General features: G+C 58.2%; 14 protein-coding genes. 9 read left to right on the top strand and 5 right to left on the bottom strand.

Features of this window, described 5'->3' with window-relative positions; all coding sequences use genetic code 11:
• The coding region (locus tag HMPREF3096_RS24580) for a sodium ion-translocating decarboxylase subunit beta (RefSeq protein WP_141749346.1) at nt 1-270 on the top strand (270 nt) is incomplete at its 5' end.
• A 59-nt stretch (nt 271-329) separates the two neighbouring features.
• Nucleotides 330-1,040 (top strand): membrane protein associated with oxaloacetate decarboxylase, encoded by a 711-nt coding sequence (locus HMPREF3096_RS24575; protein ID WP_032731322.1) that lies wholly within the window; start codon nt 330-332, stop codon nt 1,038-1,040.
• A gap of 25 nt (nt 1,041-1,065) precedes the next feature.
• Here the strand turns inward: HMPREF3096_RS24575 and degS are convergent, their stop codons facing one another.
• From degS to zapG, 3 genes are all read right to left on the bottom strand, one after another.
• Nucleotides 1,066-2,124, bottom strand: coding sequence for an outer membrane-stress sensor serine endopeptidase DegS (degS, locus tag HMPREF3096_RS24570; RefSeq protein ID WP_008806667.1), 1,059 nt, complete (start codon nt 2,122-2,124; stop codon nt 1,066-1,068).
• Between the two features lie 87 nt (nt 2,125-2,211).
• Nucleotides 2,212-3,579, bottom strand: coding sequence for a serine endoprotease DegQ (degQ, locus tag HMPREF3096_RS24565; RefSeq protein ID WP_008806666.1), 1,368 nt, complete (start codon nt 3,577-3,579; stop codon nt 2,212-2,214).
• Between the two features lie 173 nt (nt 3,580-3,752).
• Nucleotides 3,753-4,151 carry a Z-ring associated protein ZapG gene (gene zapG, locus HMPREF3096_RS24560; RefSeq protein ID WP_012540461.1) on the bottom strand — a complete coding sequence of 133 codons (399 nt, stop codon included), beginning with the start codon at nt 4,149-4,151 and terminating at the stop codon, nt 3,753-3,755.
• 190 nt (nt 4,152-4,341) lie between these two features.
• On the opposite strand from zapG, the gene zapE reads away from it, so the two are divergent.
• The 7 genes from zapE to HMPREF3096_RS24530 all read left to right on the top strand — a co-directional run bounded on the left by zapE (nt 4,342) and on the right by HMPREF3096_RS24530 (nt 8,847).
• Complete coding sequence (gene zapE / locus HMPREF3096_RS24555; protein WP_008806664.1) at nt 4,342-5,472, top strand: cell division protein ZapE; 1,131 nt, start codon at nt 4,342-4,344, stop codon at nt 5,470-5,472.
• Between the two features lie 266 nt (nt 5,473-5,738).
• On the top strand, nt 5,739-6,167 hold the full coding sequence (rplM, locus tag HMPREF3096_RS24550; RefSeq protein ID WP_002918559.1) for a 50S ribosomal protein L13: 429 nt from the start codon (nt 5,739-5,741) through the stop codon (nt 6,165-6,167).
• A gap of 15 nt (nt 6,168-6,182) precedes the next feature.
• A complete protein-coding gene (gene rpsI, locus HMPREF3096_RS24545) occupies nt 6,183-6,575 on the top strand; it encodes a 30S ribosomal protein S9 (protein ID WP_000829815.1) in 393 nt (130 codons plus the stop codon).
• Between the two features lie 57 nt (nt 6,576-6,632).
• On the top strand, nt 6,633-6,845 hold the full coding sequence (locus HMPREF3096_RS30650) for a hypothetical protein (protein ID WP_136047529.1): 213 nt from the start codon (nt 6,633-6,635) through the stop codon (nt 6,843-6,845).
• Nucleotides 6,846-6,886: 41 nt separating this feature from the next.
• On the top strand, nt 6,887-7,525 hold the full coding sequence (gene sspA / locus HMPREF3096_RS24540) for a stringent starvation protein SspA (RefSeq protein WP_002918467.1): 639 nt from the start codon (nt 6,887-6,889) through the stop codon (nt 7,523-7,525).
• A gap of 3 nt (nt 7,526-7,528) precedes the next feature.
• Nucleotides 7,529-8,023 carry a ClpXP protease specificity-enhancing factor gene (gene sspB / locus HMPREF3096_RS24535; RefSeq protein WP_008806663.1) on the top strand — a complete coding sequence of 165 codons (495 nt, stop codon included), beginning with the start codon at nt 7,529-7,531 and terminating at the stop codon, nt 8,021-8,023.
• A gap of 119 nt (nt 8,024-8,142) precedes the next feature.
• Entirely contained in the window at nt 8,143-8,847 is a 705-nt protein-coding gene (locus HMPREF3096_RS24530; RefSeq protein ID WP_032731321.1) for an N-acetylmannosamine-6-phosphate 2-epimerase, read from the top strand.
• 55 nt (nt 8,848-8,902) lie between these two features.
• Here the strand turns inward: HMPREF3096_RS24530 and gltD are convergent, their stop codons facing one another.
• The gene (gene gltD, locus HMPREF3096_RS24525; RefSeq protein WP_008806661.1) at nt 8,903-10,321 is read right to left on the bottom strand and encodes a glutamate synthase subunit GltD; all 1,419 of its coding nucleotides are present in this window, start codon (nt 10,319-10,321) and stop codon (nt 8,903-8,905) included.
• A gap of 9 nt (nt 10,322-10,330) precedes the next feature.
• A complete protein-coding gene (gene gltB, locus HMPREF3096_RS24520; RefSeq protein ID WP_008806660.1) occupies nt 10,331-14,791 on the bottom strand; it encodes a glutamate synthase large subunit in 4,461 nt (1,486 codons plus the stop codon).
• Between the last annotated feature and the right edge of the window lie 395 nt (nt 14,792-15,186).

Below are 15,186 nucleotides of genomic sequence, written 5' to 3'. Positions count from 1 at the left end.
CTGGGGGTGATCGCCTTCTGCGTGGGCACCGCCGCCGGGGTGCTGATGGCGAAGCTGATGAACGTGTTCAGCCGGCACAAAATCAACCCGCTGATCGGCTCGGCGGGGGTGTCGGCGGTGCCGATGGCGGCGCGGGTGTCGAACAAGGTGGGTCTGGAAGCGGACGGGCAGAACTTCCTGCTGATGCACGCCATGGGCCCGAACGTGGCCGGGGTGATCGGCTCGGCGATCGCCGCCGGGGTGATGCTCAAGTACGTGCTGGCGATGTAGGCCAGCCTGTTCCCGCGGCTGGCATACCGGCCGCGGAGATTTCTCATAAGGAGACGGTGATGAATGAAGCCATAGCATGCTGTCCGGAAAACCGGACATCAACACGGGAGGCGGTGGTTGACGCCATGCTGGCGTCAGGCGATGAACTTGCACAACTGCAGCCGGCGCTGAACCTGCTTTCGCCCCCGCTGAACGCCACGCCTGGTGAAGCGCTGCTGGCCAGCTGTTATGAGGCCGGCGCTGACCATAACGCTGACGAGGCGACACGGGCGGTGATCGCCTTACCGGCGGCGGTCTTGCGCTCTGCGACGCCCTCGCTGCAGCGCAGCGGTCTGCTGTGCATGGCGGCCGGGGCGCTCAGCGCCCGGCAACTTCCGCTGACGCACAACCGGCTGTGCGACGTGGCGGGGCAGTTCGCCCGCGCTATTCCTGAAGGCGATGAAGAGGCGGGCAGTGGATTTTATACCGTGCGCAGCGTGTCCCTGCCCGTTTACCGGCGGCTGCGGCGGGATAACCATTCGCACAGCGTCTGTCTGCAGCAGGCGCTGCTGCATTTGCTGGCCTGGAAGAGTGAGTCGCCCTGGGCGCGGCAGCAGGCGCAGCGCCTGCTCTGGCAGGGTGGCGTGCTGGGTGAGAAGGGGGAATTTGCGCTACTGACGCTGGATGATGAGCTTCGCGAGCGACAGATAGTCTGGCCCGGGCTGAGATCGCTGCTGGCGGTGACCGGGTTTCTGGTCAGATTCCCGGCCGGTCCGGTATTTAGCGATTAACGAGGCTCCCCAAATGGGGAGCCGTTTAGTTGGTGGCCGGGTATTCCTGAACGGCGATATGGAGCGTAATTTTCTTATCATCACGCATGATGACTACCGGAATTTCCGATCCCGGGCGGATCTCGGCCACCTGATCCATCGTCTCCAGTGCAGAAACCGCAGGTTTGTCATTCACGGAGATGATCACGTCGTTGGCGCGGATCCCGGCTTGCGCGGCCGGTCCGTCCGGCGCCACATCGTTAACCACGATCCCCTGGATCTGATCGATCCCGCCGCCCTGTGCGTGCAGCGGGGCGATCTCCCGGCCGCTAATGCCGATATAGCCGCGGATCACCCGGCCATCCCGGATCAACTTATCCATAATTTTGGTCGCTAACTGGAACGGGATCGCAAAGCCAATGCCTTCCGGCGTTTCGCCGTCATTGCTTTTGTCAAAGGAGAGGGTGTTAATCCCCATCAGCTCGCCGAGGGAGTTCACCAGGGCCCCACCCGAGTTACCGTGGTTAATCGAGGCGTCAGTTTGCAGGAAGTTCTGGCGGCCGGTCGGGTTGAGGCCAATGCGCCCTGTGGCGCTGATGATCCCCTGAGTGATGGTCTGCCCCAGGTTATAGGGGTTGCCAATCGCCAGGACGACATCGCCAATATGCGGCGTGCGTTTCGGGTTGATCGGGATCACCGGCAGCCCGCCGGTGGCGTTGATCTTCAGCACGGCGAGGTCAGTCAGGGTGTCGGATCCGACCAGCAGCGCTTCGAAGACGCGGCCGTCCTGCAGTGCGACAATGATCTGATCGGCATCGTTGATAACATGCTTGTTGGTCAGGATATAGCCGCGCTGATCCATGATCACCCCGGAGCCAAGCGTCAGCTGATTATGGCTGGTGCTGTTCAGGGCGCGGTTATAGACGTTCACCACGGCGGGCGCCGCGCGGCGTACGGCGGCGTTATAGCTCACAGGGGAGTCGTCTGCCGTATCGTTTTGGGTGGTCGGCGTCAGTTGCCACTGGCGCAGCGATGGCATCAGGGCCAGCAGCAGTCCCCCGACAATCAAACCGATGAGTATCGAACGTAATAACTTTCCAGGCATGATGCAAATATCGTTAATGAATGGTCAGACGCAGCATAGCATGAGTTGTCCGGACATCGCACATGGCGGCGATGTCCGGGAAGACAATCAGCGTAGCAGCAGATAGATGCTTTCGTTGCCGCGGATCACATTCAGGGCGATGACCGGCGGTTTGCCTTCAAGCACTTTGCGCAGTTCGGCAATCGAATGAATACGTTCCCGGTTAAGGCCAATGATAATGTCATCCTTATGCAGGCCGACCTGGGCGGCGGCGCTGCCTTTATCGACATTATCGATCACCACGCCTTTGGTACCGTCCTTCATCTGACCATCGCTGAACGAGGCTCCCTGCAGGGCAGGGATAATCAGCTCGGCGCTGGCGGTGGAGGAGGTGCTCTTATCCAGCGTCACTTCGACATCGACCGGTTTTCCGTCGCGCAGCAGGCCCAGTTTGACCTTGGTCCCCGGTTCGGTTGTAGCGATACGCGAGCGCAGTTCGGCAAAACTGTTCAGCGGCTTGCCGTTCAGACTGACAATGACGTCGCCGGATTTGATCCCTGCTTTGGCGGAACCGGAGTTTGGTAACACTTCACTGACGAAGGCGCCGCGCTGAACGTCGAGATTCATCGCCTTGGCGATATCGGCGCTCATTTCCATGCCTTTAATGCCCAGCAGGCCGCGCTTGATTTCGCCAAACTGAATGAGCTGGTCGGCGAGGGTTTTCGCCATGTTGCTTGGAATGGCGAAGCCGATGCCGATGCTACCGCCGCCCGGTGCCAGGATCGCGGTGTTGATCCCGATAAGCTCGCCGTTGAGGTTCAACAGCGCGCCGCCGGAGTTACCGCGGTTAATCGAGGCATCGGTCTGGATGAAATTCTCCAGCCCTTCCAGGTTCAGGCCGCTGCGGCCAAGGGCAGAGATAATGCCGGAGGTGGCGGTCTGGCCAAGGCCGAACGGGTTGCCGACGGCGACGGCGAAGTCGCCGACGCGGAGTTTATCGGAGTCAGCAATGGCGATTTGTGTCAGGTTCGCCGGCTTGATCAGCTGCAGCAGAGCGATATCGCTCTGTTCATCGCTGCCGACCAGTTTGGCATCAAATTCACGGCCATCGTTCAGCTGGACGCTGATCTTCTGCGCCTGATTGATGACGTGATTATTGGTTAGCACGTAGCCTTTCGCTGCGTCGATGATGACGCCGGAGCCGAGCCCTTCAAACGGCTGCGCCTGCTCCTGCGGGGCGTTATCACCAAAATATTTCTTCAGCTCTTCCGGCATATTGAGCGTCGGCGAGGCGGTGCCTTCCACCTGCACGCTGACCACCGCTGGCAGGACCTTTTCCAGCATCGGCGCCAGGCTCGGTAACGCGCCCTGGCCGGGCACCTGAGTCGGTAAGGATGCTGCTGCCGGAGGCAGGGCCGACAACGATAACCCAATGCTTAACGCTAACGCACTCAACAGCAAAGTCTGTTTCTTCATTAGATGCTGGCTCTCGTAACCTGAGGTGTATGGAAAAACGTCCTGAATAACCTGATGTTATTGAATTTTTGCACAGGTAACAATGTGGGTACTGGTTTAAATTGTAGCCGGGAAGTGGGGAAAGGAGCGGGCGCGGTGGGCGCGCCCGGAGATATTTTATCAGACGCGATCAGTTAATCGCGTTTTGCGCCACCGCGCAGTAAACCGGATGCGCCTTCAGAGTAGTCGCGCGGCATCTGGACCGGTGCCTGATCGTTGCTGGCTTCAGACTCTTCCAGACGGTTGCGGAACGGGTTGGCGTCTGCCATAGAGTCCGGCAGCAGGTTGTTAGAGCTTTTCGCCATATGCTGATACAGCTGACGATAGTCATGCGCCATGTTATCCAGCAGCTCAGCGCTGCGCGCGAAGTGGCTGACCAGCTCTTCACGGTATTCTTCAAGCTCGGCTTTATTCTTTTCCAGTTCGAACTGCAGCGCCTGCTGCTGGCGCAGTTTGCGGTTGCCGAAACGCATGGCGACGGCACCAATAATGATACCGACGACTAACCCAATTAGCGCGTATTCCCAGGTCATGAACATCTCCCGTTGTTTTGTGGTTCCGTAGGGTGGCTCTTAGGCTCTCCGCCTGCGCCCGATAGTGCCACTATAACCGCTAATTCCACAGAAGTGGAATCCTGGCGTATCATCGCGTAGTGTAGAACGGCCTTTTTTTCGTCAATCGTGAGCTTCGGCATTACGGTTTTCAAGGAATAACAATTAGATCATGCAAAGCCTGTCTCCAACATCGCGTTACCTTTTAGCCCTGAAAGAGGGCAGCCATCAACCCGACGACGTCCAGCAAGAAGCGGTGAGCCGCCTTGATACCATTTACCAGGAACTGCAGACTCAGCCCGCGCCTGTCGCGTCAGGCGGCGGTTTGCGCGCGAAATTCGGCAAACTGCTGGGCAAGCGCGAACCGGTTGTCGAGGCGGCACCTGTCCGCGGCCTGTATATGTGGGGCGGCGTGGGGCGGGGGAAAACCTGGCTGATGGACCTGTTTTACCAGAGTCTGCCGGGCGAGCGTAAGCAGCGCCTGCATTTCCATCGCTTCATGCTGCGCGTGCACGAAGAGCTGACCACCCTGCAGGGACATAGCGACCCGCTGGAGATTGTCGCCGACCGTTTCAAGGCGGAAACGGATGTGCTCTGTTTTGACGAGTTTTTCGTCTCTGATATTACCGATGCCATGCTGTTAGGCGGGTTGATGAAAGCCCTGTTTGCCCGCGGCATCACCCTGGTCGCCACTTCCAATATTCCGCCGGATGAGCTCTATCGCAATGGCCTGCAACGGGCCCGTTTTCTGCCGGCGATCGACGCCATCAAGCAGCATTGCGATATTATGAACGTCGATGCCGGCATCGATTATCGTCTGCGTACGCTGACGCAGGCGCACCTGTGGCTGTCGCCACTGAACAGCGAAACCCGCGAACAGATGGATAAACTGTGGCTGGCGCTGGCCGGGGCGCCGCGCGCTGCTGCCGGGCCGACGCTGGAGATCAATCACCGCGAGCTGCCCACGCTTGGCGTCGAAAACCAGACGCTGGCGGCGTCGTTCGCCACGCTGTGTGTGGATGCCCGTAGCCAGCATGACTATATTGCCCTCTCCCGTCTGTTCCACACCGTGATGCTGCTCGACGTGCCGGTGATGACCGCGCAGCTGGAGAGCGAAGCGCGGCGCTTTATCGCCCTGGTGGATGAGTTCTATGAGCGCCACGTGAAGCTGGTGGTCAGCGCCGCGGTGCCGCTGTACGACATTTATCAGGGAGAGCGGCTGAAGTTTGAGTTCCAGCGCTGTCTGTCGCGTCTGCAGGAGATGCAGAGCGAAGAGTATCTCAAGCGTCCGCATATGCCCTGACAGGGCGCTTTTTCCCGACGGATTGAGAGCCGGAAGGCCACCCCGGGGCCTGCCTGAAAAATCTCATAAAGGGGTCGATCTTTGACCCCGACTTCTCTATAATCTTGCGACCCCACGTTACGAGAAGGTTTTTTTCCCGAAACTTTCTATGCGCCGGCATAGGCTATTCGAAGGGGTAGGTTTGCTGGACAATGTCGTGTGAACCTCAACTGACTAAACGTTTGGGTGTTCACCAACGTGTAACTTATTATTTGGGTAAGCTTTTAATGAAAACTTTTACAGCTAAACCAGAAACCGTAAAACGCGACTGGTATGTTGTTGACGCGACCGGTAAAACTCTGGGCCGTCTGGCTACTGAACTGGCTCGTCGCCTGCGCGGTAAGCATAAAGCGGAATACACTCCGCACGTTGATACCGGTGATTACATCATCGTTCTGAACGCAGAAAAAGTTGCTGTAACCGGCAACAAGCGCGAAGACAAAATGTACTACCACCACACCGGCCACATCGGTGGTATCAAAGAAGCGACCTTTGAAGAGATGATTGCCCGCCGTCCTGAGCGTGTGATTGAAATCGCGGTTAAAGGCATGCTGCCAAAAGGCCCGCTGGGTCGTGCTATGTACCGTAAACTGAAAGTTTACGCGGGTAACGAGCACAACCACGCGGCACAGCAACCGCAAGTTCTTGACATCTAATCGGGATTATAGGCAATGGCTGAAAATCAATACTACGGCACTGGTCGCCGCAAAAGTTCCGCAGCTCGCGTATTCATCAAACCGGGCAACGGTAAAATCGTTATCAACCAGCGTTCTCTGGAACAGTACTTCGGTCGCGAAACTGCCCGCATGGTAGTTCGTCAGCCGCTGGAACTGGTCGACATGGTTGAGAAACTGGATCTGTACATCACTGTTAAAGGTGGTGGTATCTCTGGTCAGGCTGGTGCGATCCGTCACGGTATCACCCGCGCTCTGATGGAGTACGATGAGTCCCTGCGTGGCGAACTGCGTAAAGCAGGCTTCGTTACTCGTGACGCTCGTCAGGTTGAACGTAAGAAAGTCGGTCTGCGTAAAGCACGTCGTCGTCCGCAGTTCTCCAAACGTTAATTGTCTTCTGCTCACGCAGAACAATTTGCGAAAAAACCCGCTCCGGCGGGTTTTTTTATGGATAAAACGGCTGTTATCCACAATCATGCCGCCGGTTTTCGCCACTTTTTCAGCATTTCCAGAATCCCCTCACCACAACGTCTTCAAAATCTGGTAAACTATCATCCAATTTTCTGCCCAAATGCTGGTGATTGTTCATTTTTTGTTTTATTCGTGAACGAAGGTGACATCGCGCTACTGGGGTTTTTACATCTGGCCGGTCATGAGTGACTGGCAGCAGTACAAAATTCTGAATATACCTGGAGGTTTTCATGGCTGTCGCTGCCAACAAACGTTCGGTAATGACGCTGTTTTCTGGTCCTACTGACATCTATAGCCATCAGGTCCGCATTGTGCTGGCTGAGAAGGGTGTCAGTTTTGAGATAGAGCACGTGGAGAAGGACAACCCACCTCAGGATCTGATTGACCTCAACCCGAATCAAAGCGTACCGACGCTGGTGGATCGTGAGCTCACTCTGTGGGAATCTCGCATCATTATGGAGTATCTGGATGAGCGTTTCCCGCATCCGCCGTTAATGCCGGTTTATCCGGTGGCGCGTGGAGAAAGCCGCCTGTATATGCAACGTATCGAGAAGGACTGGTATTCGCTGATGAACACCATCCAGAGCGGTACCGCAGCGCAAGCTGATGCTGCGCGTAAGCAGCTGCGTGAAGAACTGCTGGCCATCGCGCCGGTCTTCACCCAGAAACCTTACTTCCTGAGCGACGAGTTCAGCCTGGTGGATTGCTACCTGGCGCCGCTGCTGTGGCGTTTGCCGGTTCTCGGTGTGGAACTGGTTGGCGCAGGCGCGAAAGAGCTCAAAGGCTACATGACTCGCGTATTTGAGCGTGATTCCTTCCTCGCTTCTTTAACTGAAGCCGAGCGTGAAATGCGCCTCGGTCGGGGCTAAATAATGGATGTATCACAGCTGACGCCGCGTCGCCCGTATCTGTTACGGGCGTTTTATGAGTGGCTGCTGGATAACCAGCTGACGCCGCACCTGGTGGTGGATGTCACTCTGCCGGGCGTGCTCGTACCGATGGAGTACGCGCGCGACGGACAAATCGTTCTCAATATTGCCCCGCGTGCGGTCGGCAATCTGGAGCTGGCGAATGACGAGGTGCGTTTTAACGCGCGCTTTGGCGGCGTGCCGCGTAACGTGTCTGTTCCGCTGGCTGCGGTACTCGCCATCTATGCCCGTGAGAACGGCGCCGGCACGATGTTTGAACCGGAAGCGGCCTATGACGAAGATGTCAGCAGCCTCAACGATGATGACGTCGCGCCTGAGAGTGAAAGCGAAACGGTGATGTCGGTGATCGATGGCGATAAGCCGGATAATCACGACGACGATCCTGACGACACGCCGCCGCCGCGCGGTGGTCGCCCGGCGCTCCGCGTTGTGAAGTAACGCCTGACAGGCCCTCCGGGGCCTGTTTTTTTTCCTGCCTGCTTTGTTAACCCCGCCACACACGACGCGCCCCTGCGGCTGGTACTGTTATTGCCACACTTATCTTTCAGGGAGCAGTCATGTCTTTACTTGCACAACTGGATCGGCGTATTCGCTATTACGGTGGGTTAATTGTCTCCTGTCAGCCGGTGCCGGGCAGCCCGCTGGATAACCCCGCCATCGTCGCGGCGATGGCGCTGGCGGCGGAACAGGCGGGGGCGGTGGCGCTGCGCATAGAAGGTCTGGCCAACCTGCAGGCCGTTCGTCCGTTAGTGACGGTGCCTGTTATCGCGCTGATTAAGCGCGATCTGCATGATAGCCCGGTGCGTATTACGCCGTGGCTTGAGGATGTGAATGCCCTGGCGCAGGCGGGGGCCGATATCATTGCGGTTGACGGCACGCGGCGCCAGCGTCCGGCCTCTGTCGCATCGTTGTTGGCGGCAATTCACCGCCAGGGGAAAAACGCGATGGCAGATTGTTCCTCTCTCGACGATGCCCTGGAATGCTGGCAGTTGGGCTTCGATATGGTTGGCACTACTCTCTCCGGCTATACCGCAGAGGAGACACCGGACGAACCGGACCTGGCGCTGGTGAAAAGCCTGAGCGCCGCGGGCTGCCGAGTGGTCGCAGAGGGGCGCTACAATACGCCTGCGCAGGCGGCTGAAGCGATGCGCTGCGGCGCGTGGGCGGTGACCGTCGGATCGGCGATCACCCGCTTAGAGCATATCTGCGGCTGGTATAATTCGGCGCTGAAAGCGGCGGTTTGCCCGGCGAATGAGCAATAAAAAAGCCCGATGGCGTTAACCATCGGGCTTTTAGGCGCTGAGGCTCAGAGCCTAATCAGACTTCAAGGTAGTTGAGGATCCCGTCCGCCGCTTTACGGCCTTCGGCAATCGCAGTGACCACCAGGTCGGAACCGCGAACGATATCGCCACCGGCGAAGATTTTCGGGTTGCTGGTCTGGAACGCGTTGTCGCTGCCTTCCGGCGCGATGATGCGGCCCTGAGAGTCCAGCTCGACGCTGTGCTTCGCCAGCCACTCCATGCTGTGCGGACGGAAGCCAAAGGCCATTACCACCGCATCAGCCGGCACCACGTGTTCAGAACCAGCGACGATCTCCGCGCGACGGCGGCCTTTCGCGTCCGGCTGGCCCATCTCGGTGCGCGCCATCTTCACGCCGCACACTTTGCCATTGGCATTCACTTCCACGCCCAGCGGCTGGACGTTGAACTGGAACTCAACGCCTTCTTCACGCGCGTTTTTCACTTCGCGTTTTGAACCGGGCATGTTCTCTTCGTCACGACGATAGGCACAGATCACGTGCGCCGCATTCTGACGAATGGAGGTCCGCACGCAGTCCATCGCGGTGTCGCCACCGCCGAGCACGACCACGCGTTTGCCTTCCATGCTGACGTAGGGCTCATCAGCTGTTTCGCCAAAGCCCATGATCTGCTTGGTGTTAGCGATCAGGAACGGCAGCGCGTCGTAGACGCCCGGGGCGTCTTCGTTGTCCAGTCCACCGCGCATCGACTGATAGGTCCCGACGCCGAGGAACACGGCATCGTACTCTTTCAGCAGGTCGTCGAGCTGTACGTCGCGACCCACTTCGGTATTGAGTTTGAACTCAATGCCCATGCCGGTGAAGATTTCACGGCGGCGGGTCATCACCTCTTTTTCCAGCTTGAACGCCGGGATACCGAAGGTCAGCAGGCCGCCGATTTCCGGATGGCGGTCAAACACCACCGCCTTGACGCCGTTGCGGGTCAGCACGTCGGCACAAGCGAGGCCCGCCGGGCCAGCACCGATGATCGCGACGGTTTTACCGGTCGGCTTCACGCCGGAGAGATCCGGACGCCAGCCCATTTCGAATGCTTTGTCATTGATATAGCGTTCGATGTTGCCGATGGTCACCGCGCCGAACTCATCGTTCAGCGTACAGGAGCCTTCACACAGGCGGTCCTGCGGGCAAACGCGCCCGCAGACTTCTGGCAGGGTGTTGGTCTGATGCGACAGCTCAGCCGCCTCAAAAATACGCCCCTCGTTGGCCAGCTTCAGCCAGTTCGGGATGTAGTTATGCACCGGGCATTTCCATTCACAGTACGGGTTGCCGCAGGAGAGGCAGCGATCTGCCTGCGCCTTGGCCTGGCCTTCTGAAAACGGCTCGTAAATTTCCACAAACTCAATTTTACGGATCTTCAGCGGTTTCTTTGGCGGATCAACGCGCTGCAGGTCGATAAATTGATAAACGTTCTGACTCATCTTAACCCCTTACTGCGCCTGCACCCGCAGCTCAGCTGCGGAACGACTACGGTGACCCAACAGTGCTTTAACATCGCTGGACTTCGGTTTAACCAGCGCAAACTTCGCGGAGAAGGCCGGCCAGTTGGCGAGGATCTCTTCGCCACGTTGCGAACCGGTAAGCTGCACATGTTCGGTGATTAAACCGCGCAGGTGCTCTTCATGGATTGCCAGAGAATCAACGTCCAGCACTTCCACCAGTTCCGGGTTCACGCGTTTACGGAAGTCGCCATCTTCATCCAGGACATAAGCAAAGCCGCCGGTCATCCCTGCGCCAAAGTTGACGCCGGTTTTACCGAGCACGCAGACGATGCCGCCGGTCATATATTCACAGCCGTTGTCACCGATGCCTTCCACCACGGTAATGGCGCCGGAGTTACGCACGGCGAAACGCTCGCCTGCGCGGCCTGCGGCGTACAGACGACCACCGGTCGCGCCGTACAGGCAGGTGTTGCCGATAATGCTGGCTTCATGGCTGCGGAACGCAGAGCCGACCGGAGGACGAATGGCCAGCAGACCGCCCGCCATGCCTTTCCCGACATAGTCGTTGGCATCGCCGGTCAGATGCAGCTCTACGCCACCGGCGTTCCACACGCCGAAGCTCTGGCCTGCGGTGCCGCTAAAGTGGGCGACGATCGGATCCCCGGCCAGTCCCTGGTCACCATGGGTCTGGGCAATATACCCGGACAGCGAGGCCCCCACGGAGCGGTCGGTATTGCGGATATCGAACCAGAACGTTTTGCTCTGCTTTTCATCCACGTACGGTTTCGCCTGCTGCAGCAGCTGCGCGTTGAGTACACCGTTATCGAACGGTGGGTTGTTCTCGGTGCAGTACAGCGCTTTGCCCGGATGCGGCTCTGCGGTCTCCAGCAGTTTACCCAGATCCAGTTTCTGCTGCTTGGCAGTAAACCCATCCAGCTCTTTGAGCAGATCGGTGCGGCCAATCAGATCCACCAGACGTTTGACGCCCAGCTGGGCCATCAGCTCGCGGGTCTCACGGGCGATAAATTCAAAGTAGTTGGTCACTTTGAACGGCAGACCGTGATAGTGGTTCTTACGCAGTTTGTCATCCTGAGTCGCCACGCCGGTCGCGCAGTTGTTCAGGTGGCAAATACGCAGGTATTTACAGCCCAGCGCGACCATCGGGCCGGTACCGAAACCGAAGCTTTCTGCGCCAAGGATCGCCGCTTTGATGATATCGAGGCCGGTTTTCAGGCCGCCGTCCACCTGCAGACGGATCTTGTGACGCAGACCGTTAGCGACCAGCGCCTGCTGGGTTTCCACCAGGCCAAGCTCCCACGGACAGCCGGCATATTTCACCGACGAGAGCGGGCTCGCCCCGGTACCGCCGTCGTAGCCGGCGATGGTGATCAGGTCGGCATAGGCTTTGGCCACGCCGGTGGCGATGGTGCCAACGCCCGGTTCAGAAACCAGTTTGACCGAAATCATCGCTTTCGGGTTGACCTGCTTGAGGTCGAAAATCAGCTGCGCCAAATCCTCGATAGAGTAGATATCGTGGTGCGGCGGCGGGGAGATCAGCGTCACGCCCGGTACGGAATAGCGCAGTTTGGCGATATATGGGGTGACTTTATCACCCGGCAACTGACCGCCTTCACCCGGTTTCGCCCCCTGGGCGACTTTGATCTGGATGACGTCGGCATTGACCAGATAGGCTGGCGTGACGCCGAAGCGGCCGGACGCGACCTGCTTGATGCGCGACACTTTATTGGTGCCGTAGCGCGCCGGGTCTTCACCGCCTTCACCGGAGTTAGAGAAACCGCCGATGCTGTTCATCGCTTCCGCCAGCGATTCGTGTGCTTCAGGGCTCAGCGCGCCGATCGACATCGCCGCGGTATCGAAGCGTTTGAACAGCTCTTTCGCCGGTTCTACGTCGTCGATACTGATAGCGTCTTCGCCTGGATTGAGCGCCAGCAGATCGCGCAGCGTGGCCGCCGGACGTTCGTTAACCAGTTTCGCGTATTGTTGATAGTCACTGTATTCGCCGCTCTGCACGGCCTTCTGCAGGGTCTGAACCACGTCCGGGTTGTAGGCGTGATATTCACCGCCGTGCACGAACTTCAGCAGGCCGCCCTGAGCCAGTGGCTTACGTGCCAGCCAGGCGCGTTTCGACAGATTCAGCAGATCCTGCTGGAAATCGTCGAAGCCGGCGCCGCCGATGCGGCTGACCACGCCCTGGAAGCAGAGATCGGAAACCTCGCGATGCAGACCGACGGCTTCGAACAGCTTCGAGCAGCGGTAGGACGCGATGGTGGAGATCCCCATCTTCGACATGATTTTGTACAGACCTTTGTTGATACCGTTGCGATAGTTCAGCATCACCGCACGGTAGGCTTTATCGATAGCTTTGCTGTCGACCAGCTTCGCCAGCGTTTCATAGGCGAGGTACGGATAGATAGCGGTCGCGCCGAAGCCGAGCAGGACCGCAAAGTGATGCGGATCGCGGGCGCTGGCGGTTTCAACGATGATGTTGGCATCGCAGCGCAGACTTTTATCGACCAGACGGGTCTGGATCGCGCCAACGGCCATCGGCGCCGGTACCGGCAGACGGTCTTTGGCGATGTTGCGGTCGGACAGCACCAGCAGCACGGTACCCTCGCGCACCATTTGCTCTGCTTTGTCACACAGGGCTTTCACCGTCTCGCTGAGCGAGGCCTCTGCCGGGTTAAACGTGATGTCGAGGACGTCGGCACGATAGTGCTCTTCTTCCATCGTCGTCAGCTGTTTGAAATCGGAGTACAGCAGGATCGGCGATTTGAAGCTCAGGCGATGGGCCTGGCCTTCCGCTTCGCAGAAGACGTTCATTTCGCGACCGATGCTGGTGGCCAGCGACATGACGTGCGCTTCACGCAGCGGATCGATAGGCGGGTTAGTCACCTGGGCGAACTGCTGACGGAAGTAATCGTAGATAATGCGCGGCTGGCTGGAGAGCACGGCGAAAGGTGTGTCATCGCCCATCGAACCGACTGCTTCCTGGCCATTTTCGCCGAGCACGCGCAGGACGGAGTCCAGCTCTTCCGCGCTGTAGTTAAACTGTTTCTGGTAGCTGGCGAGCGTGTCGTCATCCAGTTGGCGGCTGCCGACTTCTTCTTCCGGCAGATCTTCGAACGGCACCAGGCGACGAACGTTTTTCTCCATCCACTCTTTGTACGGGTGGCGGCTCTTCAGATCGTCATCGGTTTCCGCCGAGTGCAGAATGCGTCCGGCGCGGGTATCGATAACCATCAGCTCGCCTGGGCCCACGCGGCCTTTCTCGACCACTTCGTCCGGCTGGTAGTCCCAGATACCGACTTCAGAGGCGCAGGTGATGAGCTTATCTTTGGTAATGACGTAGCGCGCCGGGCGCAGGCCATTACGATCGAGGTTACAGGCAGCGTAGCGGCCATCGGACATGACGATGCCCGCCGGGCCGTCCCACGGCTCCATATGCATGGAGTTAAAGTCGAAGAACGAACGCAGCTCCGGATCCATATCCGGGTTGTTCTGCCAGGCTGGCGGCACCAGCAGGCGCATGGCGCGCACGATATCCATCCCGCCGGCCAGCAGCAGCTCCAGCATGTTGTCCATTGAACTGGAGTCAGAGCCGGTTTCGTTAACGAACGGCGCGGCGTCGTGCAGATCCGGGATCAGCGGGGTCTGGAACTTATAGGTACGGGCGCGGGCCCACTGGCGGTTGCCGGTGATGGTGTTGATTTCACCGTTGTGCGCCAGGTAACGGAACGGCTGCGCCAGCGGCCAGCGCGGCACGGTGTTGGTGGAGAAGCGCTGGTGGAACAGGCAGATAGCCGACTCCAGGCGCAGGTCCGCGAGGTCCAGGTAGAAGCGCGGCAAATCCGCCGGCATACACAGACCTTTATAGATGTTGACCAGGTTGGACAGGCTACAAACGTAGAAATCTTTGTCTTCCTGCAGGCGTTTTTCAATGCGACGACGCGCAATAAACAGACGGCGCTCCATATCGCGCGGGCGCCAGCCAGCCGGGGCGTTCACAAAGATTTGCTCAATACGGGGCAGCGAGGAGAGGGCGATTTCACCGAGGACGCCTTCGTTGGTCGGCACATCGCGCCAGCCGACAATCGACAGGGTCTCAAGCTGAAGTTCTTCTTCAACGATGCGGCGCGCCGCTTTAGCCAGCTCAGGATCTTTATTCAGGAACAGCATCCCAACGGCGTAGTTTTTGGCTAAACGCCAGCCGCGCTCTTCAGCAACGATGCGGAAGAAACGATCGGGTTTTTGCAGCAGCAGACCGCAACCGTCGCCGGTTTTACCATCGGCAAGGATTGCGCCACGGTGCTGCATGCGGGCCAGTGCGTGTATCGCGGTTCGCACTACCTTGTGGCTAGGTTCGCCTTCTATGTGGGCGATCAGGCCGAAACCACAGTTATCCCTCTCAAGGGATTTGTCGTACAACATATCAGTGAACCTCCCCAGGCTCTGCGGACACCCTCCGATACCGATTGCGCACAGGCACAGAAAGAGTATGGCGACGGGGTTTGCACCTCGCATTCGCCCTCTTTAAATCCTTTTCGCATCGGTACACAAGTTTGAGGACTTGCTGTTAAGAGGGAATCTCAATTACTGCATAAATATGATGAGCAGAGTGCTCATCCAGAAAGCTTCCAGCGGATTCCCAACTTATCGGGAATCCACACTTACGTCAAATGGCAATCTTATTAATACAAAAATGTGCTATACAGGTGTTAACTTGTTGTTTTAAAAATAAATAGTGCCATTTTTCGTGCTATGAATACGCCTCAGGAAGGTCAGGCTAGTGTGATCTGTCTCACTGTGCACGCGGCTTTGCATTA

Source organism: Klebsiella sp. HMSC25G12 (genome assembly GCF_001807705.1).
Classification (GTDB): Bacteria; Pseudomonadota; Gammaproteobacteria; order Enterobacterales; family Enterobacteriaceae; genus Klebsiella; species Klebsiella variicola.
This window is presented reverse-complemented; position numbering and strand designations above follow the sequence as displayed.

Bases quoted from the DNA above. Each gene is read 5' to 3' on its own strand.
- sspA (WP_002918467.1), top strand. From the start codon at position 6,887: ATGGCTGTCGCTGCCAACAAACGTTCGGTAATGACGCTGTTTTCTGGT.
- gltD (WP_008806661.1), bottom strand. From the start codon at position 10,321: ATGAGTCAGAACGTTTATCAATTTATCGACCTGCAGCGCGTTGATCCG.
- sspB (WP_008806663.1), top strand. From the start codon at position 7,529: ATGGATGTATCACAGCTGACGCCGCGTCGCCCGTATCTGTTACGGGCG.
- rplM (WP_002918559.1), top strand. From the start codon at position 5,739: ATGAAAACTTTTACAGCTAAACCAGAAACCGTAAAACGCGACTGGTAT.
- degQ (WP_008806666.1), bottom strand. From the start codon at position 3,579: ATGAAGAAACAGACTTTGCTGTTGAGTGCGTTAGCGTTAAGCATTGGG.
- HMPREF3096_RS24530 (WP_032731321.1), top strand. From the start codon at position 8,143: ATGTCTTTACTTGCACAACTGGATCGGCGTATTCGCTATTACGGTGGG.
- HMPREF3096_RS24575 (WP_032731322.1), top strand. From the start codon at position 330: ATGAATGAAGCCATAGCATGCTGTCCGGAAAACCGGACATCAACACGG.
- degS (WP_008806667.1), bottom strand. From the start codon at position 2,124: ATGCCTGGAAAGTTATTACGTTCGATACTCATCGGTTTGATTGTCGGG.
- HMPREF3096_RS30650 (WP_136047529.1), top strand. From the start codon at position 6,633: ATGGATAAAACGGCTGTTATCCACAATCATGCCGCCGGTTTTCGCCAC.
- rpsI (WP_000829815.1), top strand. From the start codon at position 6,183: ATGGCTGAAAATCAATACTACGGCACTGGTCGCCGCAAAAGTTCCGCA.
- zapE (WP_008806664.1), top strand. From the start codon at position 4,342: ATGCAAAGCCTGTCTCCAACATCGCGTTACCTTTTAGCCCTGAAAGAG.
- gltB (WP_008806660.1), bottom strand. From the start codon at position 14,791: ATGTTGTACGACAAATCCCTTGAGAGGGATAACTGTGGTTTCGGCCTG.
- zapG (WP_012540461.1), bottom strand. From the start codon at position 4,151: ATGACCTGGGAATACGCGCTAATTGGGTTAGTCGTCGGTATCATTATT.